15 protein-coding genes are annotated in these 17,763 nt (G+C 69.0%); 8 read left to right on the forward strand and 7 right to left on the reverse strand.

Going from position 1 to position 17,763, the window contains the following annotated elements:
* Positions 1-325: 325 nt before the first annotated feature.
* Positions 326-2,398: a prolyl oligopeptidase family serine peptidase gene (locus ACGFIV_RS24800; protein ID WP_358559800.1), complete on the forward strand. Its 2,073-nt coding sequence runs from the start codon at positions 326-328 to the stop codon at positions 2,396-2,398.
* Between the two features lie 79 nt (positions 2,399-2,477).
* On the opposite strand, the gene purU is transcribed toward ACGFIV_RS24800, so the two are convergent.
* Positions 2,478-3,326 (reverse strand): formyltetrahydrofolate deformylase, encoded by an 849-nt coding sequence (purU, locus tag ACGFIV_RS24805; protein ID WP_392837920.1) that lies wholly within the window; start codon positions 3,324-3,326, stop codon positions 2,478-2,480.
* Between the two features lie 244 nt (positions 3,327-3,570).
* Here purU and ACGFIV_RS24810 point away from each other — a divergent pair, with 244 nt between their 5' ends.
* From ACGFIV_RS24810 to ACGFIV_RS24820, 3 genes are all read left to right on the forward strand, one after another.
* Entirely contained in the window at positions 3,571-3,732 is a 162-nt protein-coding gene (locus ACGFIV_RS24810; RefSeq protein ID WP_358559796.1) for a hypothetical protein, read from the forward strand.
* A gap of 86 nt (positions 3,733-3,818) precedes the next feature.
* Positions 3,819-4,289: a hypothetical protein gene (locus ACGFIV_RS24815; RefSeq protein WP_358559794.1), complete on the forward strand. Its 471-nt coding sequence runs from the start codon at positions 3,819-3,821 to the stop codon at positions 4,287-4,289.
* Positions 4,290-4,297: 8 nt separating this feature from the next.
* On the forward strand, positions 4,298-4,747 hold the full coding sequence (locus ACGFIV_RS24820; protein ID WP_358559792.1) for an NUDIX domain-containing protein: 450 nt from the start codon (positions 4,298-4,300) through the stop codon (positions 4,745-4,747).
* 2 nt (positions 4,748-4,749) lie between these two features.
* Here ACGFIV_RS24820 and ACGFIV_RS24825 read toward each other — a convergent pair whose 3' ends face one another.
* From ACGFIV_RS24825 to ACGFIV_RS24835, 3 genes are all read right to left on the reverse strand, one after another.
* Positions 4,750-6,771, reverse strand: a complete 2,022-nt coding sequence (locus ACGFIV_RS24825) for a tetratricopeptide repeat protein (protein WP_358559790.1) — start codon at positions 6,769-6,771, stop codon at positions 4,750-4,752.
* Between the two features lie 179 nt (positions 6,772-6,950).
* Positions 6,951-7,448: a GNAT family N-acetyltransferase gene (locus ACGFIV_RS24830; protein ID WP_358559788.1), complete on the reverse strand. Its 498-nt coding sequence runs from the start codon at positions 7,446-7,448 to the stop codon at positions 6,951-6,953.
* Complete coding sequence (locus ACGFIV_RS24835; protein WP_358559786.1) at positions 7,445-8,761, reverse strand: XRE family transcriptional regulator; 1,317 nt, start codon at positions 8,759-8,761, stop codon at positions 7,445-7,447. Before ACGFIV_RS24835 ends, ACGFIV_RS24830 begins: the two co-directional genes overlap by 4 nt.
* 570 nt (positions 8,762-9,331) lie before the next feature.
* Here ACGFIV_RS24835 and ACGFIV_RS24840 point away from each other — a divergent pair.
* The 4 genes from ACGFIV_RS24840 to ACGFIV_RS24855 all read left to right on the forward strand — a co-directional run bounded on the left by ACGFIV_RS24840 (position 9,332) and on the right by ACGFIV_RS24855 (position 13,024).
* On the forward strand, positions 9,332-9,601 hold the full coding sequence (locus ACGFIV_RS24840; RefSeq protein WP_358559784.1) for a hypothetical protein: 270 nt from the start codon (positions 9,332-9,334) through the stop codon (positions 9,599-9,601).
* Positions 9,602-10,044: 443 nt separating this feature from the next.
* Positions 10,045-11,049, forward strand: coding sequence for a mechanosensitive ion channel family protein (locus ACGFIV_RS24845; protein WP_358559768.1), 1,005 nt, complete (start codon positions 10,045-10,047; stop codon positions 11,047-11,049).
* A 13-nt stretch (positions 11,050-11,062) separates the two neighbouring features.
* Entirely contained in the window at positions 11,063-11,452 is a 390-nt protein-coding gene (locus tag ACGFIV_RS24850) for a globin (RefSeq protein ID WP_358559770.1), read from the forward strand.
* Between the two features lie 30 nt (positions 11,453-11,482).
* Positions 11,483-13,024: a glycoside hydrolase family 13 protein gene (locus tag ACGFIV_RS24855; protein ID WP_358559772.1), complete on the forward strand. Its 1,542-nt coding sequence runs from the start codon at positions 11,483-11,485 to the stop codon at positions 13,022-13,024.
* A 64-nt stretch (positions 13,025-13,088) separates the two neighbouring features.
* Here ACGFIV_RS24855 and ettA read toward each other — a convergent pair whose 3' ends face one another.
* The 3 genes from ettA to ACGFIV_RS24870 form a co-directional block, all read right to left on the reverse strand.
* A complete protein-coding gene (gene ettA / locus ACGFIV_RS24860; RefSeq protein WP_358559774.1) occupies positions 13,089-14,753 on the reverse strand; it encodes an energy-dependent translational throttle protein EttA in 1,665 nt (554 codons plus the stop codon).
* 10 nt (positions 14,754-14,763) lie between these two features.
* Positions 14,764-16,068: a GGDEF domain-containing protein gene (locus ACGFIV_RS24865; RefSeq protein ID WP_358559776.1), complete on the reverse strand. Its 1,305-nt coding sequence runs from the start codon at positions 16,066-16,068 to the stop codon at positions 14,764-14,766.
* 881 nt (positions 16,069-16,949) lie between these two features.
* The gene (locus ACGFIV_RS24870) at positions 16,950-17,753 is read right to left on the reverse strand and encodes a single-stranded DNA-binding protein (protein WP_358559778.1); all 804 of its coding nucleotides are present in this window, start codon (positions 17,751-17,753) and stop codon (positions 16,950-16,952) included.
* Positions 17,754-17,763 lie beyond the last annotated feature (10 nt).

Genomic DNA, 17,763 nt, shown 5'->3' on the forward strand with positions numbered 1-17,763 from the left:
CGCGGCACACCCCGATTTGCGGCCCGTCGTCTTGGGCTCCAGATGCTTCCGTCACGTGGACCTCCGCCGGACGGCCCAGCGGATGGGTTCCACGGCACCGCCCTTCAGCAAGTGTGGCCTTTCGGTCGACTCTCCCGCCACCCCAATTAACGGTCGTGTCTTCCGGACCCCGCCTTCCGGTTTATGTCCGGTTCACCCCACTTAGCAAACCTATTAGGCAAAGATCACTCCCGAACCATGATGATCTGCCGCTTCCGCCACAAGCGAAGGGCTTCCCAAAACGATGTACCACGACGGGTAACGGGGGTGCCATAAGCTCGCCTACATGACGCGAGAGCCTTACCCGAACGCACGCCGCGACGACGTGGTGGACGACTACCACGGCACGCCGGTGCCCGACCCGTACCGCTGGCTGGAAGACTCCGAGCAGCCCGCGGTGAAGGAATGGCTCGACGCGCAGGGCGAGCTGTTCACCAAGGCGATGGCCGCGTCACAGGTGCGAGAGGGCTTCCACGCCCGCATCGCCGAGCTGGTGCGCTCGGGCACGGTCGGCGCTCCGGCGTGGCGGGGAGACCGGCACTTCTTCATGCGCCGCACCCCCGACCAGGAGCACGCCGTGCTCTACACCGTCGGTGCCGACGGTGTAGAGCAGGTGCTCCTCGACCCCATGGGCATGGACTCCTCAGGGCTGACCACCATCGACTCCTGGCAGCCCGACAAGGAGGGCCGTCAGCTCGCCTACCAGATCTCGGTGGGCGGCGACGAGGAGTCCCAGCTCCACGTGATCGACGTCGTGAGCGGCGAGCGGCTCGACGGTCCGATCGACCGGTGCCGCTACTCCCCCATCGCCTGGCTGCCCGGCGGCGAGGCGTTCTACTACGTGCGCAGGCTCCCCGCGAGCGAGGTGCCCGACGGCGAAGACCAGTACCACCGCCGCGTCTACCTCCACCGCGTCGGCGCGCCCGCCGAGCAGGACGTCATGGTCTTCGGCGAGGGGCTGGAGAAGACCAACTACTACGGCGTCTCGGTCTCCAAGGACGGCCGGTGGCTCACGATCTCCGCCTCCCGCGGCACGGCTCCGCGCAACGACCTGTGGATCGCCGATCTGTCCGCCTCCTCCCTTGAGGCCCCGCGGCTGGTCACCGTCCAGGAGGATGTGGACGCTCAGACCGGGCTCCTGTTCGGCCGTGACGGGCGGCTGTACGTCTTCACCGACCGCGACGCCCCGCGCGCCCGCGTCTGCGTCGCCTCCCCCGACCACCCCGGGTACGACGGCTGGCGCGACCTCATCCCCGAGGACCCCGAGGCGGTGCTGTCCGACTTCGCGATCCTCGACGACCTCGACCGGCCCGTGATGCTCGTGGGCTGGACACGGCACGCCATCAGCGAGATCTCCGTCCACGACCTGGCCAGCGGAGAGAAGATCGGCGAGGTGCCGACCCCCGGGCTCGGCACGATCGGCGGCATCACCGAGCGGCCCGAGGGCGGCCACGAGGCCTGGTTCGGCTACACCGACAACACCACCCCGGCGAGCATCCAGCGCTACGACGCCCGCACCGGCGAGACCACGCTCTGGGCGGCCTCGCCCGGCGCCGTCGAGGTCCCCGAGGTGAACACCGAGCAGGTCGTCTATCGCTCCGCCGACGGCACCGAGGTCCACATGATCGTGGTGTCCCGTCCGGGCACCGGCCCCCGGCCGACGATCCTTTACGGCTACGGCGGCTTCGGCGTGTCCATGACCCCGGGGTTCTCCTCCGCGATCCTTTCGTGGGTGGAGGCCGGCGGTGTCTACGCGGTCGCGCAGCTGCGCGGCGGCGGCGAGCAGGGCGAGGAGTGGCACCGGGCGGGCATGCTCGCCGGCAAGCAGAACGTCTTCGACGACCTGCACGCCGCGGCCGAGCACCTGATCTCCACCGGCGTCACCACGCCCGCCCAGCTCGCGATCTCCGGAGGGTCGAACGGCGGCCTGCTGGTCGGGGCCGCCCTCACCCAGCGGCCCGAGCTGTACGCCGCGGTGGCCTGCTCGGCGCCGCTCCTCGACATGATCCGGTACGAGAAGTACGGCCTCGGCGCCACCTGGAACGTCGAGTACGGCTCGGCCGACGTTCCCGAGGAGTTCGCCTGGCTGTGGGACTACTCCCCGTACCACCACGTCCGCGAGGGCGTCGAGTACCCCGCGACGCTGTTCATGGTCTTCGGCTCCGACACCCGGGTGCATCCTTTGCACGCATGGAAGATGTGCGCCGCGCTCCAGCACGCGCAGGCGGCCGACGACCGGCCCATCCTGCTGCGCAACGAGAGCGAGGTCGGCCACGGGGCCCGCGCGGTCAGCCGCTCGGTCGAGCTCATGGCCGACCAGCTCGCGTTCCTCGCCCGGCACACCGGCCTCGCCGACTGAACCCCCACACCCCGCTGAGATCGCGCAGCAAGGGCATGACGGACTTGGCCTCAGGGACCGGCGGCCCGGCTCCGGCGGCCTAGCGGGGGAAGACGACCGTCTTGTGGCCGTCGAGCAGCACGCGCTGCTCGGCGTGCCATCGCACGGCCCTGGACAGCGCCAGACGCTCCACGTCGCGGCCCATGGCGGCCAGGTCCTCGGGAGAGTGGGTGTGGTTCACCCTGGCCACCTCCTGCTCGATGATCGGGCCCTCGTCGAGGTCGGCCGTGACATAGTGCGCGGTCGCGCCGATCAGCTTCACGCCGCGTGAGTGCGCCTGGTGGTACGGCTTGGCGCCCTTGAAGGACGGCAGGAACGAGTGGTGGATGTTGATCACCTTGCCGGACAGCTTGGAGCACAGATCTTCCGAGAGCACCTGCATGTAGCGGGCCAGCACCACCAGGTCGGCGCGATAGTGCTCCACCAGCGTGAGGACCTCGGCCTCCTGACGGGGCTTGGTCTCCTGCGTCACCGGCAGGTGGTGGTAGTCGATGCCGTACGACTGGGTGAGGGGTCGCAGGTCGGGGTGGTTGGAGACGACGGCCACGATGTCGATCTCCAGCAGCCCCGAGCGCATCCGGTAGAGGAGATCGTTGAGGCAGTGGCCGAGCTTGCTCACCATCACGAGCACCCTCGGCCTGACGGCGAGGTCGTGCAGCCGGAGCTCCATGGCGAACTCGGGGGCGAGCGCGGTGAGGGCCCCGCGAAGCTCGTCCTCGGGGAGGGCGGCGGTGAACTGCACGCGCATGAAGAAGCGCCCCTCGACCGCGTCGCCGAACTGCTGGCTCTCGGTGATGTTGCAGCCCCGTGCGGCCAGCAGGCCGGAGACGGCCGCGACCACGCCGGGCCTGTCCGGGCAGGACAAGGTCAGCACGTATTCGGAACTCACCGACTACTCACCCCTTCGCTCGCGTTGAGGCAGGTTACCGCTCCCTGGCGTCCTCGCGATCCCTCCTTCCCCAGGTTGGGCGGGCCACTTCGCTGCCGTCCGGGCGCCGGGGCCGTCCCCGTGGTGTGATCACCGGGTGGACGTGATCGTCCGGCGACGCATTACGGTCGCACGACGGTACGAAGACGCAATGCATTTGCGCCTGTTGCCCCCTGTTGACCTGCCGCTTCATAGCCTCTATGACGTGAAATGGGTGGACAGCAGAGGATTTGAGGTCGAGGCGCTCGTCCTCGGCAACCAACCCTGGCTGCGGGTGCGCAGAGGGCACGAGTACGTGGCCTACTACACGGATGTCACCGAGCTCTCCCAGCATGTGGACCTGACCGATCTCGTGGTCTCCGACTGACCACCATCCCCCACGGCGGTGCTCCGACGGGACGTACGAGCACGGGAAGTACAGTGGCGCCCGGACGAGCGGAGAGGAGCCGGCGGGTGCTCAAGTGGGACACATTGTCACCGGAGGAGAAGCGAGCGGCGGTCGCGCTCGCCGCGATGCTCCCTGGGTACGTCAACGCCGTCTTCGTGGCGGAGCACCTGGCGGAGGCGATCGCCTGGCAGCGCGGCGAGCTCACCGACGAGCAGCTGACGGAGCTGACCGGCTGGAGGTTCAACGCCACCCCGGAGCAGTACGCCGACATGGCGCTCAGGTCGGCCGAGGAGGCGGGGATCGACCCGGTGGAGTGGCTCGACGCGATGAAGGGCGCCTACGAGGAGCAGCGCGTCATCGCCGCCGAACTGCAGGAACAGAGCATGCGCCAGGCCGCTCGCCGCCCCGACGAGTTCTGGCGGATCGTCGGCGCCAACACCTGGCCGGAAGGCTTCGACGAGCCCGACGCCTCCCTCAGCCCGGAGCCCCCCGAGCCCCCCGAGCCCCCGAAGAAACCCGGTGAGCCCGAGGCGTAGGCCTGCCGGTGACGACGATCAGTGACCGGCCCGCCGCCCGGGTGGTCTGCGTGGACGGCCAGGGCCGGATCCTTCTCATGCACTGGCGCGATCTCGTCAGCGGCAGGGTCTTCTGGGAGCCGCCGGGCGGCGGCCTCGACCCCGGCGAGACCCCGCTTTCTGCCGCGCGCCGGGAGCTGTACGAGGAGACCGGCCTGCCCGGCGAGGCGGTGATCGACATGTGGGTGCCGGTCGAGCGGGACTACCACTGGCTCGGCGTCCACTACGTGAAGGTCGAGCCGTTCTACCTCGCCCGCTTCGCCGGGACCCCCGAGGTCGTCCCCGCGACGCTCACCGGCGAGGAGCGGGACACCTACCTCGGTCACGCGTGGCTGTCCCCGGCCGAGCTGGCGTCACTTCCCGACCCGGTCGAGCCGCCCGCGATGATCGAGGTGATCGCCCTACTTCTCCAGGAGTGAGCTCAGGTCGCCTCGTGGAGGGCCTTGACGACGTCCGGGTCCTCGGGATCAAGGGCATGGGCGCGGTTGAGGTCGTCCAGGGCCTCGGTGAGCCTGCCGAGGCCCCTGAGCGCGGTCGCCCGGTTGAAGTAGAGGGCCGCGTCCTCCTCCAGCTCTATCGCGTGCGTGAGGTCCGCCACGGCTCCCTGGAGGTCGCCCTTCTCGTACCTCAGGCTCGCGCGGCTGGCCCAGGCCGGCGCGAGGCCGGGGGCCCCGGAGATCGCCACCTCGAACGCGGCCCTCGCCTCCTCGTAGCGCCCCGCGGAGGTCTCCAGCTGGCCGAGCAGGCACGACAGGTGAGGGTTGCCGGGGGCGAGGGCCAGGCCCGCGTCCACGTCTGCCCGGGCCTGCTCGTCGAGGCCGAACTGCACGAGCAGGCCGGCCCGGTTGATGTAGGCGTCCAGGTAGCCCGGATCGAGCTCCAGCACGCGGTCGAGGTCGGCCTTGGCCGCTTCGAGGTCCCCCATGGCGAGCAGGAGCTGGGCGCGGTTGTAGTGCCCCTCGGGGAGCGGGGGGCTCAGCCGCAGCGCCATCTCGTAGTCGGCGAGCGCCGCGTCCGGCCGTCCCATCTGGAAGAGCAGGTTGCCCCGGTCCAGGTGGTAGTCGGGATAGGTCGGGTCGATCGCGATGGCGGCGTTCAGGTCGGCCAGCGCCTCCCCGGGATGTCCGAGCACTCCGAGGAGCTGCGCGCGGTTCGCCCGCAGGACCATGCGGTGGATCAGGTGCCGCCCCGGCGGAAGGTCGGCGTCCGCGAGCTCGATCGCCGACTCCACAAGGGTGAGCGCCCTGTCGGCGTGTCCGCCGCGCATCTCGATGAGTGCTTTGCCGTTGAGGTCGAAGCCCAGCTTGAAGGCGCGGACGGAACGGTCGGGCAGCAGGCCGGAGATGGCGATGGCCTCGTTGATCCAGCCCTGGGCCCGACCGAGGTCGCGCCTGGCGGGATCCGGGTGGCGCGCGTCCAGCATGGCCGTCCCGTACGCCGAGGCCGAGTGGACCTCCGCGTCCACGCTGGTGCGCCGGGCCCGCTCGTACAGCTCACGGGCCTCGTCCCTGCGCCCCAGCCCGGCCAGAGCCGTCGCCGTGCCCTGGATGAGGTTCCACCATCGGCGCGCGTCAGGAGCGGCCAGGCGCAGGCCGCGCAGGCCGAAGTCGGCCGCCGCCTCCAAGAACCCCTCCCGCATGCAGTGGTCGAGCGCGGTCCAGAGCGCTTCGACACCGGCGCCCGAAGGGTCGCTTCCGTGCTCCCGGTGGTAGGGGATGGCGCCGAACGACCAGTGCGCCTCCCCCGTGGCGGCCAGCTCTCCGGCCCGCAGGTCGTGCAGCCGGGCCCGCTCCGCGGGGGGCAACTCGTGGTACGCGGCGAGCGCCTGAGGGTCGTCGAGGGTGCCGTCGGAAGCGACATAACGGGACGTCAGGTTTTCCGGTTCTCCCGAAGTCGATAATTCGGCCTTTAGAATCCGGCCACGAAAGGAATCAGATGGCGCTTTACTGGAGAGCACCACAATTGTCAAACCCGAGGGGTCGAAACGGCGGAGAAGCGTGGCGAGGAGTTCGCGATCGGTCTCGTCGGCCTCATCAACGTTGTCGACGGCGACAGCACCGGGCGCCACCCCGCAGTCACGGACGAATTCGGTGATTCCATTGGCAATCCGCAGAGTGCGGCGGGGCGCGGGCACGAGGATGCGCTCGTCCTCGGAAAGACGGGCGTCGAGGGTTTCGCGGCGGGCGGGCACCCGATCGCGAAGATCGGGTGCCGCCGATCTGATCTCGATGTCGTGCTCCGCGACGACGTCAGGGGAGCGCTTCAACGCCTCGGGGACCAGGGCGCACAGAAGGGCTCCACCGAAGGTGTACGGCCCCCGGAGTCGACGGTGAGCGTCGAAGACGGGAGCCGGCCAGGAGGCAAGGCCCAGCCCGGCGAGGACGTTCAGGCGGTCCTCCGAACGCCCTCCATAGACCCAAAGGTGGTCAGGGCGGACACTCACCCCTTGTGGATCGCACTCGCGGTACCGGTCAGGTGTACCACGCCAGGCTTGCGGACGATGATCTTCTTCATCGCTTTGCCTCCTCAGGTCTTCAGCTACAAAGACCTTATTATTCGGACAAATCGATAAACCGCAAGCGTCAAACGTCGATTGCACCACATAGCGGGGAAATTTAGGACCTAACGGAGGAGTTGCGACGATGGTTGGTTGACTAGCTGTTTCTCCCCGTAAACAACGACAAGCCCCCCTCTGTCCTCCCTGCGTACTTCGCGCCAGCCGTACTTGCGATAGAGCTCCAGAGCGGCGCCCTGCGCCAGGGTCGTGTCCCCGCGCAGCCCGCGGTAGCCGAGTTTGGTCGCGGCCGCCTCAAGGGCATCGATGATCAAGGTGCCGAACCCCCGCCGCTGGAAGTCCGGATGGACCCTCAGGCGGCACATCTCGGCCGTCTCGTCGTCGACGCGCCGTAACCCGCCCATGGCCACGATGCCGGAACCCTCTACCTCGCCGACCAGGAACTCCCCCCGGTCGGCGAGGTAGATCTGGTTGATCCGCGGGATGTCGTCCTCGTAGTAGACCCCGTCGCCGTCGGTGATACCGACCTGCGCGAGGCACGTGCGGTGCAGCTCCCAGACGGCTTCCCGATCCGACCAGCGATACCGCCTGAGCAGGAGCGTCATGCATCGGCCCCCGGGTCAGGAACCGAGGAGGCCGGCTTGGCCAGGAGCTTCGTGAACTCCTGGAGACCGGTGATGTCGCCGCATTTCGCCTGGATCGCCTTGACCAGGGCGTCTGCGCGGCGCGTGATGATGTCCGTGCGGAAATCCCCTCCGACCTGCCTCACCGCTTCAAGGCCCATGCGCAGCGCCTCGTCGCCGTCGCCCTCCAGCAGCCTGCACTGGGCCTGGTCGAACCGGATGAGCGTCTGGTCGAGCAGGTCGCCTTCGTACTTCTCCAGCGCCTGTTCGAGGATCAGGTCGGCCTCGATGGTCTGACCGAGCCGGGTGAGCGCGTCGCCCTGGTGGAAGTAGAGCTGGCGCTCGGTGTAGCCGAAGACCGTGTCCTCCTGCTGGGCGGGGGTCATCTGGGCGAACGCGGCCCGCGCCCGTGACAGCGCCCGCTTGGCCTGGTCGACCACGTCCTTCTTGCCCCCGGAGTTCGCGAGCATGGAAAGCGCGCGGGCCTCCACGACCGGGGCCATGGCCTTGGCCGCGCACGGCGTCTGCCCGGCCATGTCGCGGCTCTTCTTCGCGAGGTTCAGGGCCTCGCGCGGGTCGCCGTAGAACAGGGGCACGAGGGCCTCGCGGGCCGTGACCCAGGCACGCAGCGCGCGGTCGCCGGTCTCGTCGGCGGCGGAGCGGGACGTGCGGAAGAACGAGCGGGCCATCCGCTGGTCACCGAGATCGATCATGATGATCCCGGCGAGCCCCGAGAGCCGGGCGGCGAGCGCGCAGAGGCGCTCCTGGAGATCCATCGGCTGGTGGCGCTCCATCGCCTGGCGGACCGTGCTGAACTCCAGGAGCACGTCGCACAGTTGCCGCAACGGCGGGGTGTTCATGTACTGCCGGCCGAAAGAGGCCGCGGCCTCTTCCCAGTGATCGAGCATGGCGGGGGAAACAGTGGTCGACACCAGGGTCTCGTCCATGCGCCTTCGGATGCTGTCGGCGGCACCGAGCACCGACTCGTTCAGCATCACGGTGTTACCCGCGATCAGTTGCAGCAGCGTCCTACGTAACACGTTCTCGTCCTCCTCCTCACCCCCGTCCACAGAGGGGTCGCTGGGCGGCTTGATCCACAGCTCGCGCGACTCGGGGGAATTGTCGGCTTTGACCTCTTGGAGGCCGCCCCGCACGACACCCGGCATCCGGTGGCCGTGGCCACAGATGCACGGGCCGTCGTATCCGAGGGCGGGCGGTTCGACCCGGTAGACGGAACACAGGTAGTGGAGGTACTCGGGGCCGGGACGCTTCAGTCCGCTCTCGTAAGCGCTCAAAAGCGTTTCCCCGATACCGGGTGCCGGTTTGCCGTCTCGCTCGAACAAGGCGCGCACCTGTTCGATGACGTCAGCAAGGGCGATGCCATGGGCGAGACGGTGAGATTTGATTCGAGTTGTCCCGAAATGCGGAGTACACTCTTCAAAAATCTCTTCGGCGATTCGGGGAGTACTCCGCCCAACCGCCAGGCCACGCGCCCGGGTTCGCCGAGCTAACTCCGTTTCCTTGTGCTGTCTGCCGGACATACCGGACCCTCTCTCGTGGCCAGCGGCTCGTCCTGGTCATGTTCCGACCGGTCCCACCTGCGCCGACGTAGCATGGCGCTCGCGCTACGCTACGTCTATTGAGAATGATGGACCAGTTAAGACGAGACGTGAATGGACTATTGGAGCTGCTGGCATAGAATCGTCCCCCGCCGGGGGCGTTCTTTCAACCCACTTGAAATATCCGCTTACCCGGAAGACCCCTGACGTTCGTTGACCGCGTCGGCCGAGGTGAGTCAGATTTGGCCAACCAGCCCCGATTCACCGGCATCATCGCCGCCGAATCGGACTAGAGGAAGGCTCGAAGTGGACGACGGCTTCCAACACTTGGAACGACTGGTCAACGAGCTCGACGCTCGGGGGCTGCTCGCCCGGGTGGTGCACACACAGTCAGGGCGGGTGTTCGTCCGCGTGATCAACCCGAATGCCACCAGCCTCGCCGAGAACGTCACGTGCCGGCCGCAGGCGACCCCCGCCTACTACTGGTGGTCATGGGGCGAGCGCATGCACCAGGTCGACGATCCGGCGGGAGCGGCGACCAAGGTCGCCCGAGTGCTGGCCGCGGTGAGCGAGTAAGGCACGAGTACCGGACATGGTGCAGCGCAGTCATCATGTCCACCCGTGTCCACCGCGGCTCTTCGGAACCGGCGGGGTGACCGGTGCGGAGCGCTCGGGGTCGTGGAGACACGACCGTCCGGGCGCTGGTCACCCCGTCGGCTCCGCACACGAACAGCCACCGGTCCTGGTTCTCTTCCGGGTCCGATGGTGATCGGGGACCTCCCCGATCGGAAACGGTGCGGGACACGCTTCCGGGTGCGTGTCCCGCACCGGGCCGCACGCCACCGGGGTGTCCGGGCCCGCCCTCCGCGGCCCCGGGCCCGGGCACTCCCGTCTTCCCCGGCGTAACGTGACGGCGGCCGGGTCGGTCGGCGAACTCAGTTTGGTCAAGTACCGTTCCGTCTAGGTCAAGTACCGATAATTGATTCCGCCGGCCGACCCGATCCGAAGGGGATCACCGAGTGTTCCTGTCCGTCCTAGATCCCTCGCCCTCGCCGACCCCCACCGGCCTGGCCGATCTCGCCGACCAGGCCGCCAACGCCGTGATGGCGACGTGCGGCGGCACCGGCGGCAGAGACGACGTGCTGTGCGTGACGCTGTCCAACGTGCTCCCCGCGGGCTGGGCGTCACCGGTGGCCTGGGTGATCAGCCTGGTCCTCATCGTGGTGGCCGCCCTCATCGTGCGCGCGATCCTGCACCGGCTGATCGGCCGGGTGATCCGGAGGGCCGCCGACGGGGTGATGCCCGAGCGTCTCCGCGTCAGGACCGTCACGATCTTCGACGGCACCTCGGCCGTGCTCAGCGAGCGCCGCCGCCAGCGGGCCGAGACCCTTGGCTCCGTGCTCAGCAGCCTCATCTCCGTGATCATCTTCGGTACGGCCGTGCTGATGATCCTCGGGCGCTTCGGCATGGACCTCACCCCCGTCCTGACCAGCGTCGGCATCCTCGGCGTGGCCGTGGGCTTCGGCGCCCAGGAGCTCGTCAAGGACTTCATCGCCGGCATGTTCATGCTGATGGAGGACCAGTACGGCGTGGGCGACCTGATCGACACCGGAGCGGCCGTCGGCACCGTCGAGGCCGTCACCCTGCGCATCACCCGCCTGCGGGACGCCGACGGCCGGGTCTGGTACGTCCGCAACGGCACCATCACCCGCATCGGCAACGAGTCGCAGGGCTGGTCCCGGGCTCTGGTGGACGTCCCCGTGGCCTACGACGCCGACATCTCGGGCATCCGCGACCTGCTCAAGAAGGTCGCGGAGGACATCTGGGAGGACCCAGAATTCCGGGACGTCGCGATGGTCGAGGAGCCCGAGGTGTACGGCCTGGAGCAGATCTCCGACAAGGCGATGATCTTCAGGATCACCGTGAAGACGGTCCCCGCGCACCAGGCCGAGGTGGCCAGGGAACTGCGCCTGCGGGTCAAGTCGGCGCTCGACCGGGCGGGCGTCGCCCTCGCCGGGGTCTGAGTAGGCTGGGAACGTGTCCGCTACTCCTCCGGAATCCCTGTCCCTCTACGACGCCGTGGGCGGCTCCGAGGCCTTCGAGCGCCTCGTACACCGCTTCTACCAGGGCGTGGCGGAGGATCCCCTGCTGCGCCCGCTCTACCCCGAGGAGGATCTTCACGGGGCCGAGGAACGGCTGCGCATGTTCCTCATCCAGTACTGGGGTGGCCCGAACACCTACGGCCTGCGGCGTGGCCACCCCCGGCTGCGCATGCGGCACGCGCCGTTCGTCATCGGCGAGGCCGAGCGCGACGCGTGGCTGAAGCACATGCGTGACGCCGTCGAGTCGCTGGAGTTGCCCGAGGAGCTGGAGACCAAGCTCTGGACCTACCTGCAGTACGCGGCCCAGAGCCTCGTGAACGCATAAGTCCCCGGATCAGGGGGCAGCCAAGGAAATGTGAATAGCTCCCCTTGGTGGCGTGATGCCGTCGTTTACGAGATCTACGTTCGCAGCTTCGCCGACGCCTCGGGAGACGGCGTCGGCGACCTCCAGGGGATCCGTTCCCGCCTGCCCTACCTAGCGGAGCTGGGCGTGGACGCGGTCTGGCTGACCCCCTTCCAACCCTCCCCCATGGCCGACGGCGGGTACGACGTCGCCGACTACCGTGGCGTCGAGCCGCTCTTCGGCACGCTCGCCGACTTCGACGCTTTGGTCGCCGACGCCGACTCCCACGGCCTTCGGCTGATCGTCGACATCGTTCCCAACCACAGCTCGTCGGCCCATCCGTGGTTCCAGGCGGCCCTGGCCTCTCCGCCGGGCAGCCCCGAGCGCGACCGTTACATCTTCCGGGACGGCGAGGCGCCGCCCAACAACTGGACCTCGGTGTTCAGCGGGCCCGCCTGGAACCGCCTGCCCGACGGTCAGTGGTACCTCCACCTGTTCGCGCCCGAGCAGCCGGACTTCAACTGGCGCAACCCGGAGGTCCACGAGGAATTCCTGGACGTCCTGCGGTTCTGGCTCGACCGGGGCGTCGACGGGTTCCGCATCGACGTCGCGATGGGCCTCTACAAGGATGCCGATCTCGCCGACGTTCCGCCCTCGGGTGAGGGGTTCATGTCCCGGTCGCCCATCTGGAGCCAGCCGGAGGTCCACGAGGTCTACCGCGAGTGGCGGAAGGTCCTCGACTCCTACCCCGGGGACCGCGCCGCCGTGGGAGAGGTGTGGACCGACACCCCCGAGGACCTCGCCCTGTACGTCCGGCCCGACGAGCTGCACCAGAGCTTCAACTTCGCCTGGCTGGAGGCCCCGTGGTCCGCGACGGCGTTCCGCAAGATCATCGATGACACGCTGGCCGCCGTCACGGCGCCCACGTGGGTGCTCTCCAACCATGACGTCGTCCGCCACGTCACCCGCTACGGCGAGGGCTCCCTGGATCCGGACGCCGGGCTCGCGCGCGCTCGCGCCGCCCTGCTGACGATGCTCGCGCTGCCCGGATCGGCCTATCTGTACCAGGGAGAGGAACTGGGCCTTCCGGAGGTGAAGGATCTTCCCCCGGAGGCGCGGCAGGACCCGATCTTCAAGCGCTCCAAGGGCGAGCTCCGGGGGCGTGACGGGTGCCGCGTGCCGATCCCGTGGTCCGGCGCCGCCGAGCCGTTCGGGTTCTCCCCGGAGGGCACACGACCCTGGCTTCCCCAGCCCGCGGCGTGGGCGCCGCTGACCGCCGAGCACCAGGCCGGCGACCCCGGCTCCACGCTGTCGTTCTACCGCCGGGCGCTGGCGCTGCGCCGGTCGCTGCGGGGGTCACTGCCCGGCTCCGTCACCTGGCTCGACGCCTCCGGCGACGCGCTCGCCTTCTCACGCGGCGAGCTGGTCTGCGTGATCAACTGCGGCGGGCAGCCCGTACCGCTGCCGCCCCACGGCGGGATCCTGATCTCCAGCGGGGAGCCGGACGAGGTGTCCCTGGCTCCGGACACGGCCGTCTGGCTGCGGGCCGGCTAGCCACTGCCGGGGACGGGCGAATGGGGCGGGCAGGTCGGCGTGCCCGCCCCATCGAGGTTCCCGATCAGTCGCGCGTGAGCTTGCGGTAGGTCACGCGGTGCGGACGTGCCGCGTCGGCCCCGAGCCGATCGATCTTGTTCTTCTCGTAGTCGGCGAAGTTGCCCTCGAACCAGAACCAGTTCGAGCCGCCCTCCCACGCGAGGATGTGAGTGGCGATGCGGTCGAGGAACCACCGGTCGTGCGAGGTGATCACCGCACAACCCGGGAACTCCAGCAGGGCGTTCTCAAGACTGGACAGCGTCTCGGTGTCGAGGTCGTTGGTCGGCTCGTCGAGCAGGAGGACGTTGCCGCCCTGCTTGAGCGTGAGAGCGAGGTTGAGCCGGTTGCGCTCTCCACCGGACAGGACGCCCGCGGGCTTCTGCTGGTCGGGACCCTTGAAGCCGAACGCCGCGATATAGGCCCGGGAGGGCATCTCGACGTGACCGACCTTGATGTGGTCGAGCCCGTCGGAGACGACCTGCCAGACGTTCTTCGCCGGATCGATGTTGCCCCGGCCCTGGTCGACGTACGAGATCTTGACGGTCTCGCCGATCGTGATGTCACCGGTGTCGGGCGTCTCGGCGCTCATGATCATACGGAACAGGGTGGTCTTGCCCACGCCGTTGGGACCGATGATGCCGACGATGCCGTTGCGGGGCAGGTCGAAGGAGAGGTCCTCCATGAGCAGCCGGTCGCCGAACCCCTTGGTGAGGCCGGTGGACCGGATGACCGTGGTGCCGAGACGGGGCCCCGGCGGGATCTGGATCTCTTCGAAGTCGAGCTTGCGGAACTTGTCGGCCTCGGCGGCCATCTCCTCGTAGCGCTGCAGACGCGCCCGGCTCTTGGTCTGGCGGGCCCGCGCGTTGGAGCGCACCCACTCGAGCTCCTCCTCCAGGCGCTTCTTGCGCTTGGCGTCCTTCTGGCCCTCGACCTTGAGACGGGCCGCCTTCTGCTCCAGGTAGGTGGAGTAGTTGCCCTCGTAGGGGTAGCAGCGGCCCCGGTCGAGCTCCAGGATCCACGTCGCCACCCTGTCGAGGAAGTAGCGGTCGTGGGTGACGGCGAGGACGGTGCCGGGGTACTTCTCCAGGTGCTGCTCCAGCCACTGGACGCTCTCGGCGTCGAGGTGGTTGGTGGGCTCGTCGAGCAGCAGGAGGTCGGGCTGCTCCAGCAGCAGCTTGCAGAGCGCCACCCGGCGGCGCTCACCACCCGACAGCTTGGTCACGTCGGCGTCCGGCGGCGGGCAGCGGAGGGCGTCCATCGCCTGTTCGAGCTGGCTGTCGACATCCCACCCGTTGCGGTGGTCGAGCGCGTCCTGCAGCTTGCCCATCTCGGCGAGCAGCTCGTCGCTGTAGTCGGTCGCCATCAGCTCGGCGATCTCTTCGAAGCGGGCGCGCATGGCGAGGGTCTCGGCGACCCCCTCCTGGACGTTGCCGAGCACGGTCTTGGACTCGTTGAGCGGGGGCTCCTGCTGCAGCATGCCGACCGTGAAGCCGGGCATGAGCCGGGCGTCACCGTTGGACGGCTGCTCCAGGCCGGCCATCATCTTGAGAAGCGTTGACTTACCAGTGCCATTGGGGCCCAGCACACCAATCTTGGCTCCGGGCAGGAAATGCAGCGTGACGTCGTCGAGGACGACCTTGTCGCCATGCGCCTTGCGCACGCGCTGCATCGTATAGATGTACTCGGGCATGCTCCTAAGACTAGGGGATAGCGCCGTCGGAGTTGTCCGCTCGCGCACGAGGGCCGGGCACCGGAGCGACCGGGAGGCAGATGCGGTCGCGGCCGAGCTCCTTGGCACGGTAGAGAGCCAGGTCGGCCGCGGCGAGCAACTCGATCAGGTCGTCACCGTGAACGCTCATGATCGCGACTCCGGCGGAGATCGTCACCGTGATCATCGCCTCGTCCACGGGGATGGCCATGCGGCCGACGCGGGAGCGCAGGCGCTCGGCGACCCGGCGAGCCTCGGTGACGTCGGCGCGCGGCAGCAGCACCACGAACTCCTCGCCCCCGAACCTGCCGACGACGTCGTAGTCACGGAGCTGGCTGCGGAGGGCGGTGGCGACACCCGCCAGGACCTGGTCGCCGACCAGGTGGCCGTAGGTGTCGTTGACCCGCTTGAAGTGGTCGATGTCGACGATCAGGAGGGCCAGGGTCTCCCCCGTGCGACGAGCCCGGACGATCTCGGTGTCGGCCTCCCGCTGCCATGCCGTGGCGTTGAGCAACCCGGTCTTGGCGTCGGTGCGGGCGGCGGCCTTGAGCTGGGCGTGGAGCAGACTGCGCTGAAGGAGCACCACCGGCGGGAGCGTCAGCACCAGCAGTACGGGGCTGAGCCCGCACGCGATGGCGACCAGCACACCGAGGCACAGCTCGACGACGTCGAGGAGGACCCTCTCTCGGTCCCACAGGACGTCGCGCCAGCGGGTGTCGGGGTCGGCCATGTGGAGCGCGACGGCGATCAAGGCGGTGTTGAGCACGGTGAACAGCACCGCGCACCCCACGGCGAGCGCCATCGGTCCGCCCGACCCGAACGACCGGCCCGTCGGATCTCGCACGAGCGAGTGGAAGATCACGGAGGCGGCGCCGGCCGCGAGACCGATCGCCGCCGCGCTGAACACGCGCCTGTAGACCACCGTCGCCCTGACCCGGATCTGCAGCAGGAACTGCAGGGGCAGGGGTGCCAGCAGGGCGTAGACCGGCGGAAGCAGTAAGGCGACCGGGAGCCACCACGCGGAGAGCAGGTCGCGGGACACACCGGCCGGCATGCCGAGACGACGGGTCGCCTCGATGCAGACCGCTCCACATGCCATCAGCGCCACGAACGTCAGGAGCTCCGACCAGCGGAACTCGGTCTGCGTGGCGAGGAAGCCCGCCGCGGAGAGGGCGAGCCCCACGGTGGCGCACAGATAGACGACCAGGACGGCGGGCTGTGCCAGCAACGGCCAGCGGTCGGCTAGTGAGAGCATGCCGCCGCGTGGCTCGACCGAGATTTCACCGGACGCTGTCATCACATCCCCCAACGCACGCTTCCATCGGGACGGGTTCGCTGTCTCGACTCTACGTCTCACGATGTGTAACACAATAGTCGCGGAGTGTGCGGCTCGCGATGGGAACCGCTACGTTGTGCTCTGCGGCCATCTCCGTCCGTTGGCCATGACGTGACCGCTCCCTGTTGAGCGGCCCCCTGCGGAAAGGAGCAGCCATGGTGCGAGGCATCATCTGGACCTGATTCGGACGCACGGACACCTAATTCAAGGCGTCCGCATTCAAGGGGTCCTTATAAGCGTCCGCATTCCAAGGCGTCCTTGTTCAAGCGTCCGCCTTCCAAGGCGTCCGCGTGCTAGCTCGACCCACCTCAGACACCGCAGGTCGACCTCTCCGGCACGAGCCTTGGCCCACCCGACGCGCATCACAACCACCCGCCCCACCCCACCCGGCCCCCCGCCCCACCCCCCACCCGGCCCCACGCGCCGCCTCCCGCCACCCCACCCGACCAACGGGGCGCCATCCCACCAGGCCCACTCCGCCCCACGCCGCCGCCCTACCCGGCCCCACGCGCCGCCATCCCACTTGACGACCCGGCCCACGCGCCACCGCCCACCTGGCCCAACGCGGTGCAACCCACGCCGCCCGGCCCAAGGCGCCACCCGCCCCGCCCGGCTCGGGGGTCGGACCCGATTGCGCGACCACCCGACGCAGACCAGGCTTCATAGGCTCACGCGTCCAACCGTCGAACGCGGGCCAAAGACGCGTAAGCCGACGTGCTGGATCACCGCGCCTCGAACCAGTGCCTCAATGGATCAAGGCCTCCGGCTGCCGGGTAGGTGGTGGGTGCATCGGCCGCGCTGTGCGTGGAGGGCGCAGCCGACGCGTCTCGTGGCATGGGAGCTCAGGCGGCGAGACGTCCGACGGCCTCGCCATCGGCCCACGGCTCCGTGTCGGCCGGATCTTCCGCCACGTCGCCCCCGCTCTCCCCGCGGGTGAGCGGGGAATCACCGCCCTCAGCTGATCCGCTGAGCGAGAGATCGACTTCGTCTGCCCCCGTGAGGGCCGACCCCGAGCCATCGGCCTCGCTGATCGGGCCGACGAGCTCCCAATCTCGGGTGCTGGAGGCGAGTCGCTCTCGCGCGACGTTGTCGAAAGCGGGTGTCGAGGGTCCGCGCTGGGCCTTCTCGAAGCGGCTGACGCCACGCCTCAGGTCGTGCCCGACCGATGTGGCCTCGACCTCGGCGAGGAACCGGCGCTCGCCGTCACGCTCGTACGACCGGATGCGCAGCTTGCCGTGGACGACGATCGGCTGCCCGATCTTGATCGACTGGGCGACGTTTTCGGCCAGGACCCGATAGCACCGGACGGCGTAGAAGGTGGTCTCGCCGTCGTGCCATGACTGGGACGCCTTGTCGAACACGCGTCGCGTCGAGGCGAGCCGCAGCGATGTGACACGGGTGCCGTCATCGAAGTGGTACTGCCGGGGGTCGGCGGCGACGTTGCCGTTCAGCGTGATGTAGATGTCGTTCATCGTGCCTCCCATGGCGGGCCGGCGGACGGTCTCCGCCGACATGGAAGTCAGCTTGTCGGTCCAGTGCCCCGCCATGACCGCCGAGCGGCGTTCTGTGGACTTCCCGCCCCGCCGCACGGCCGCCCTGTGGAAAACCCGGCTGCGGCCGGTGCCCCGCTGTCGTGGTCCTGGCACCGATGGGTCG

Source organism: Sphaerisporangium sp. NPDC049003, from assembly GCF_043197795.1.
In the GTDB taxonomy this organism is placed as follows: domain Bacteria; phylum Actinomycetota; class Actinomycetes; order Streptosporangiales; family Streptosporangiaceae; genus Sphaerisporangium.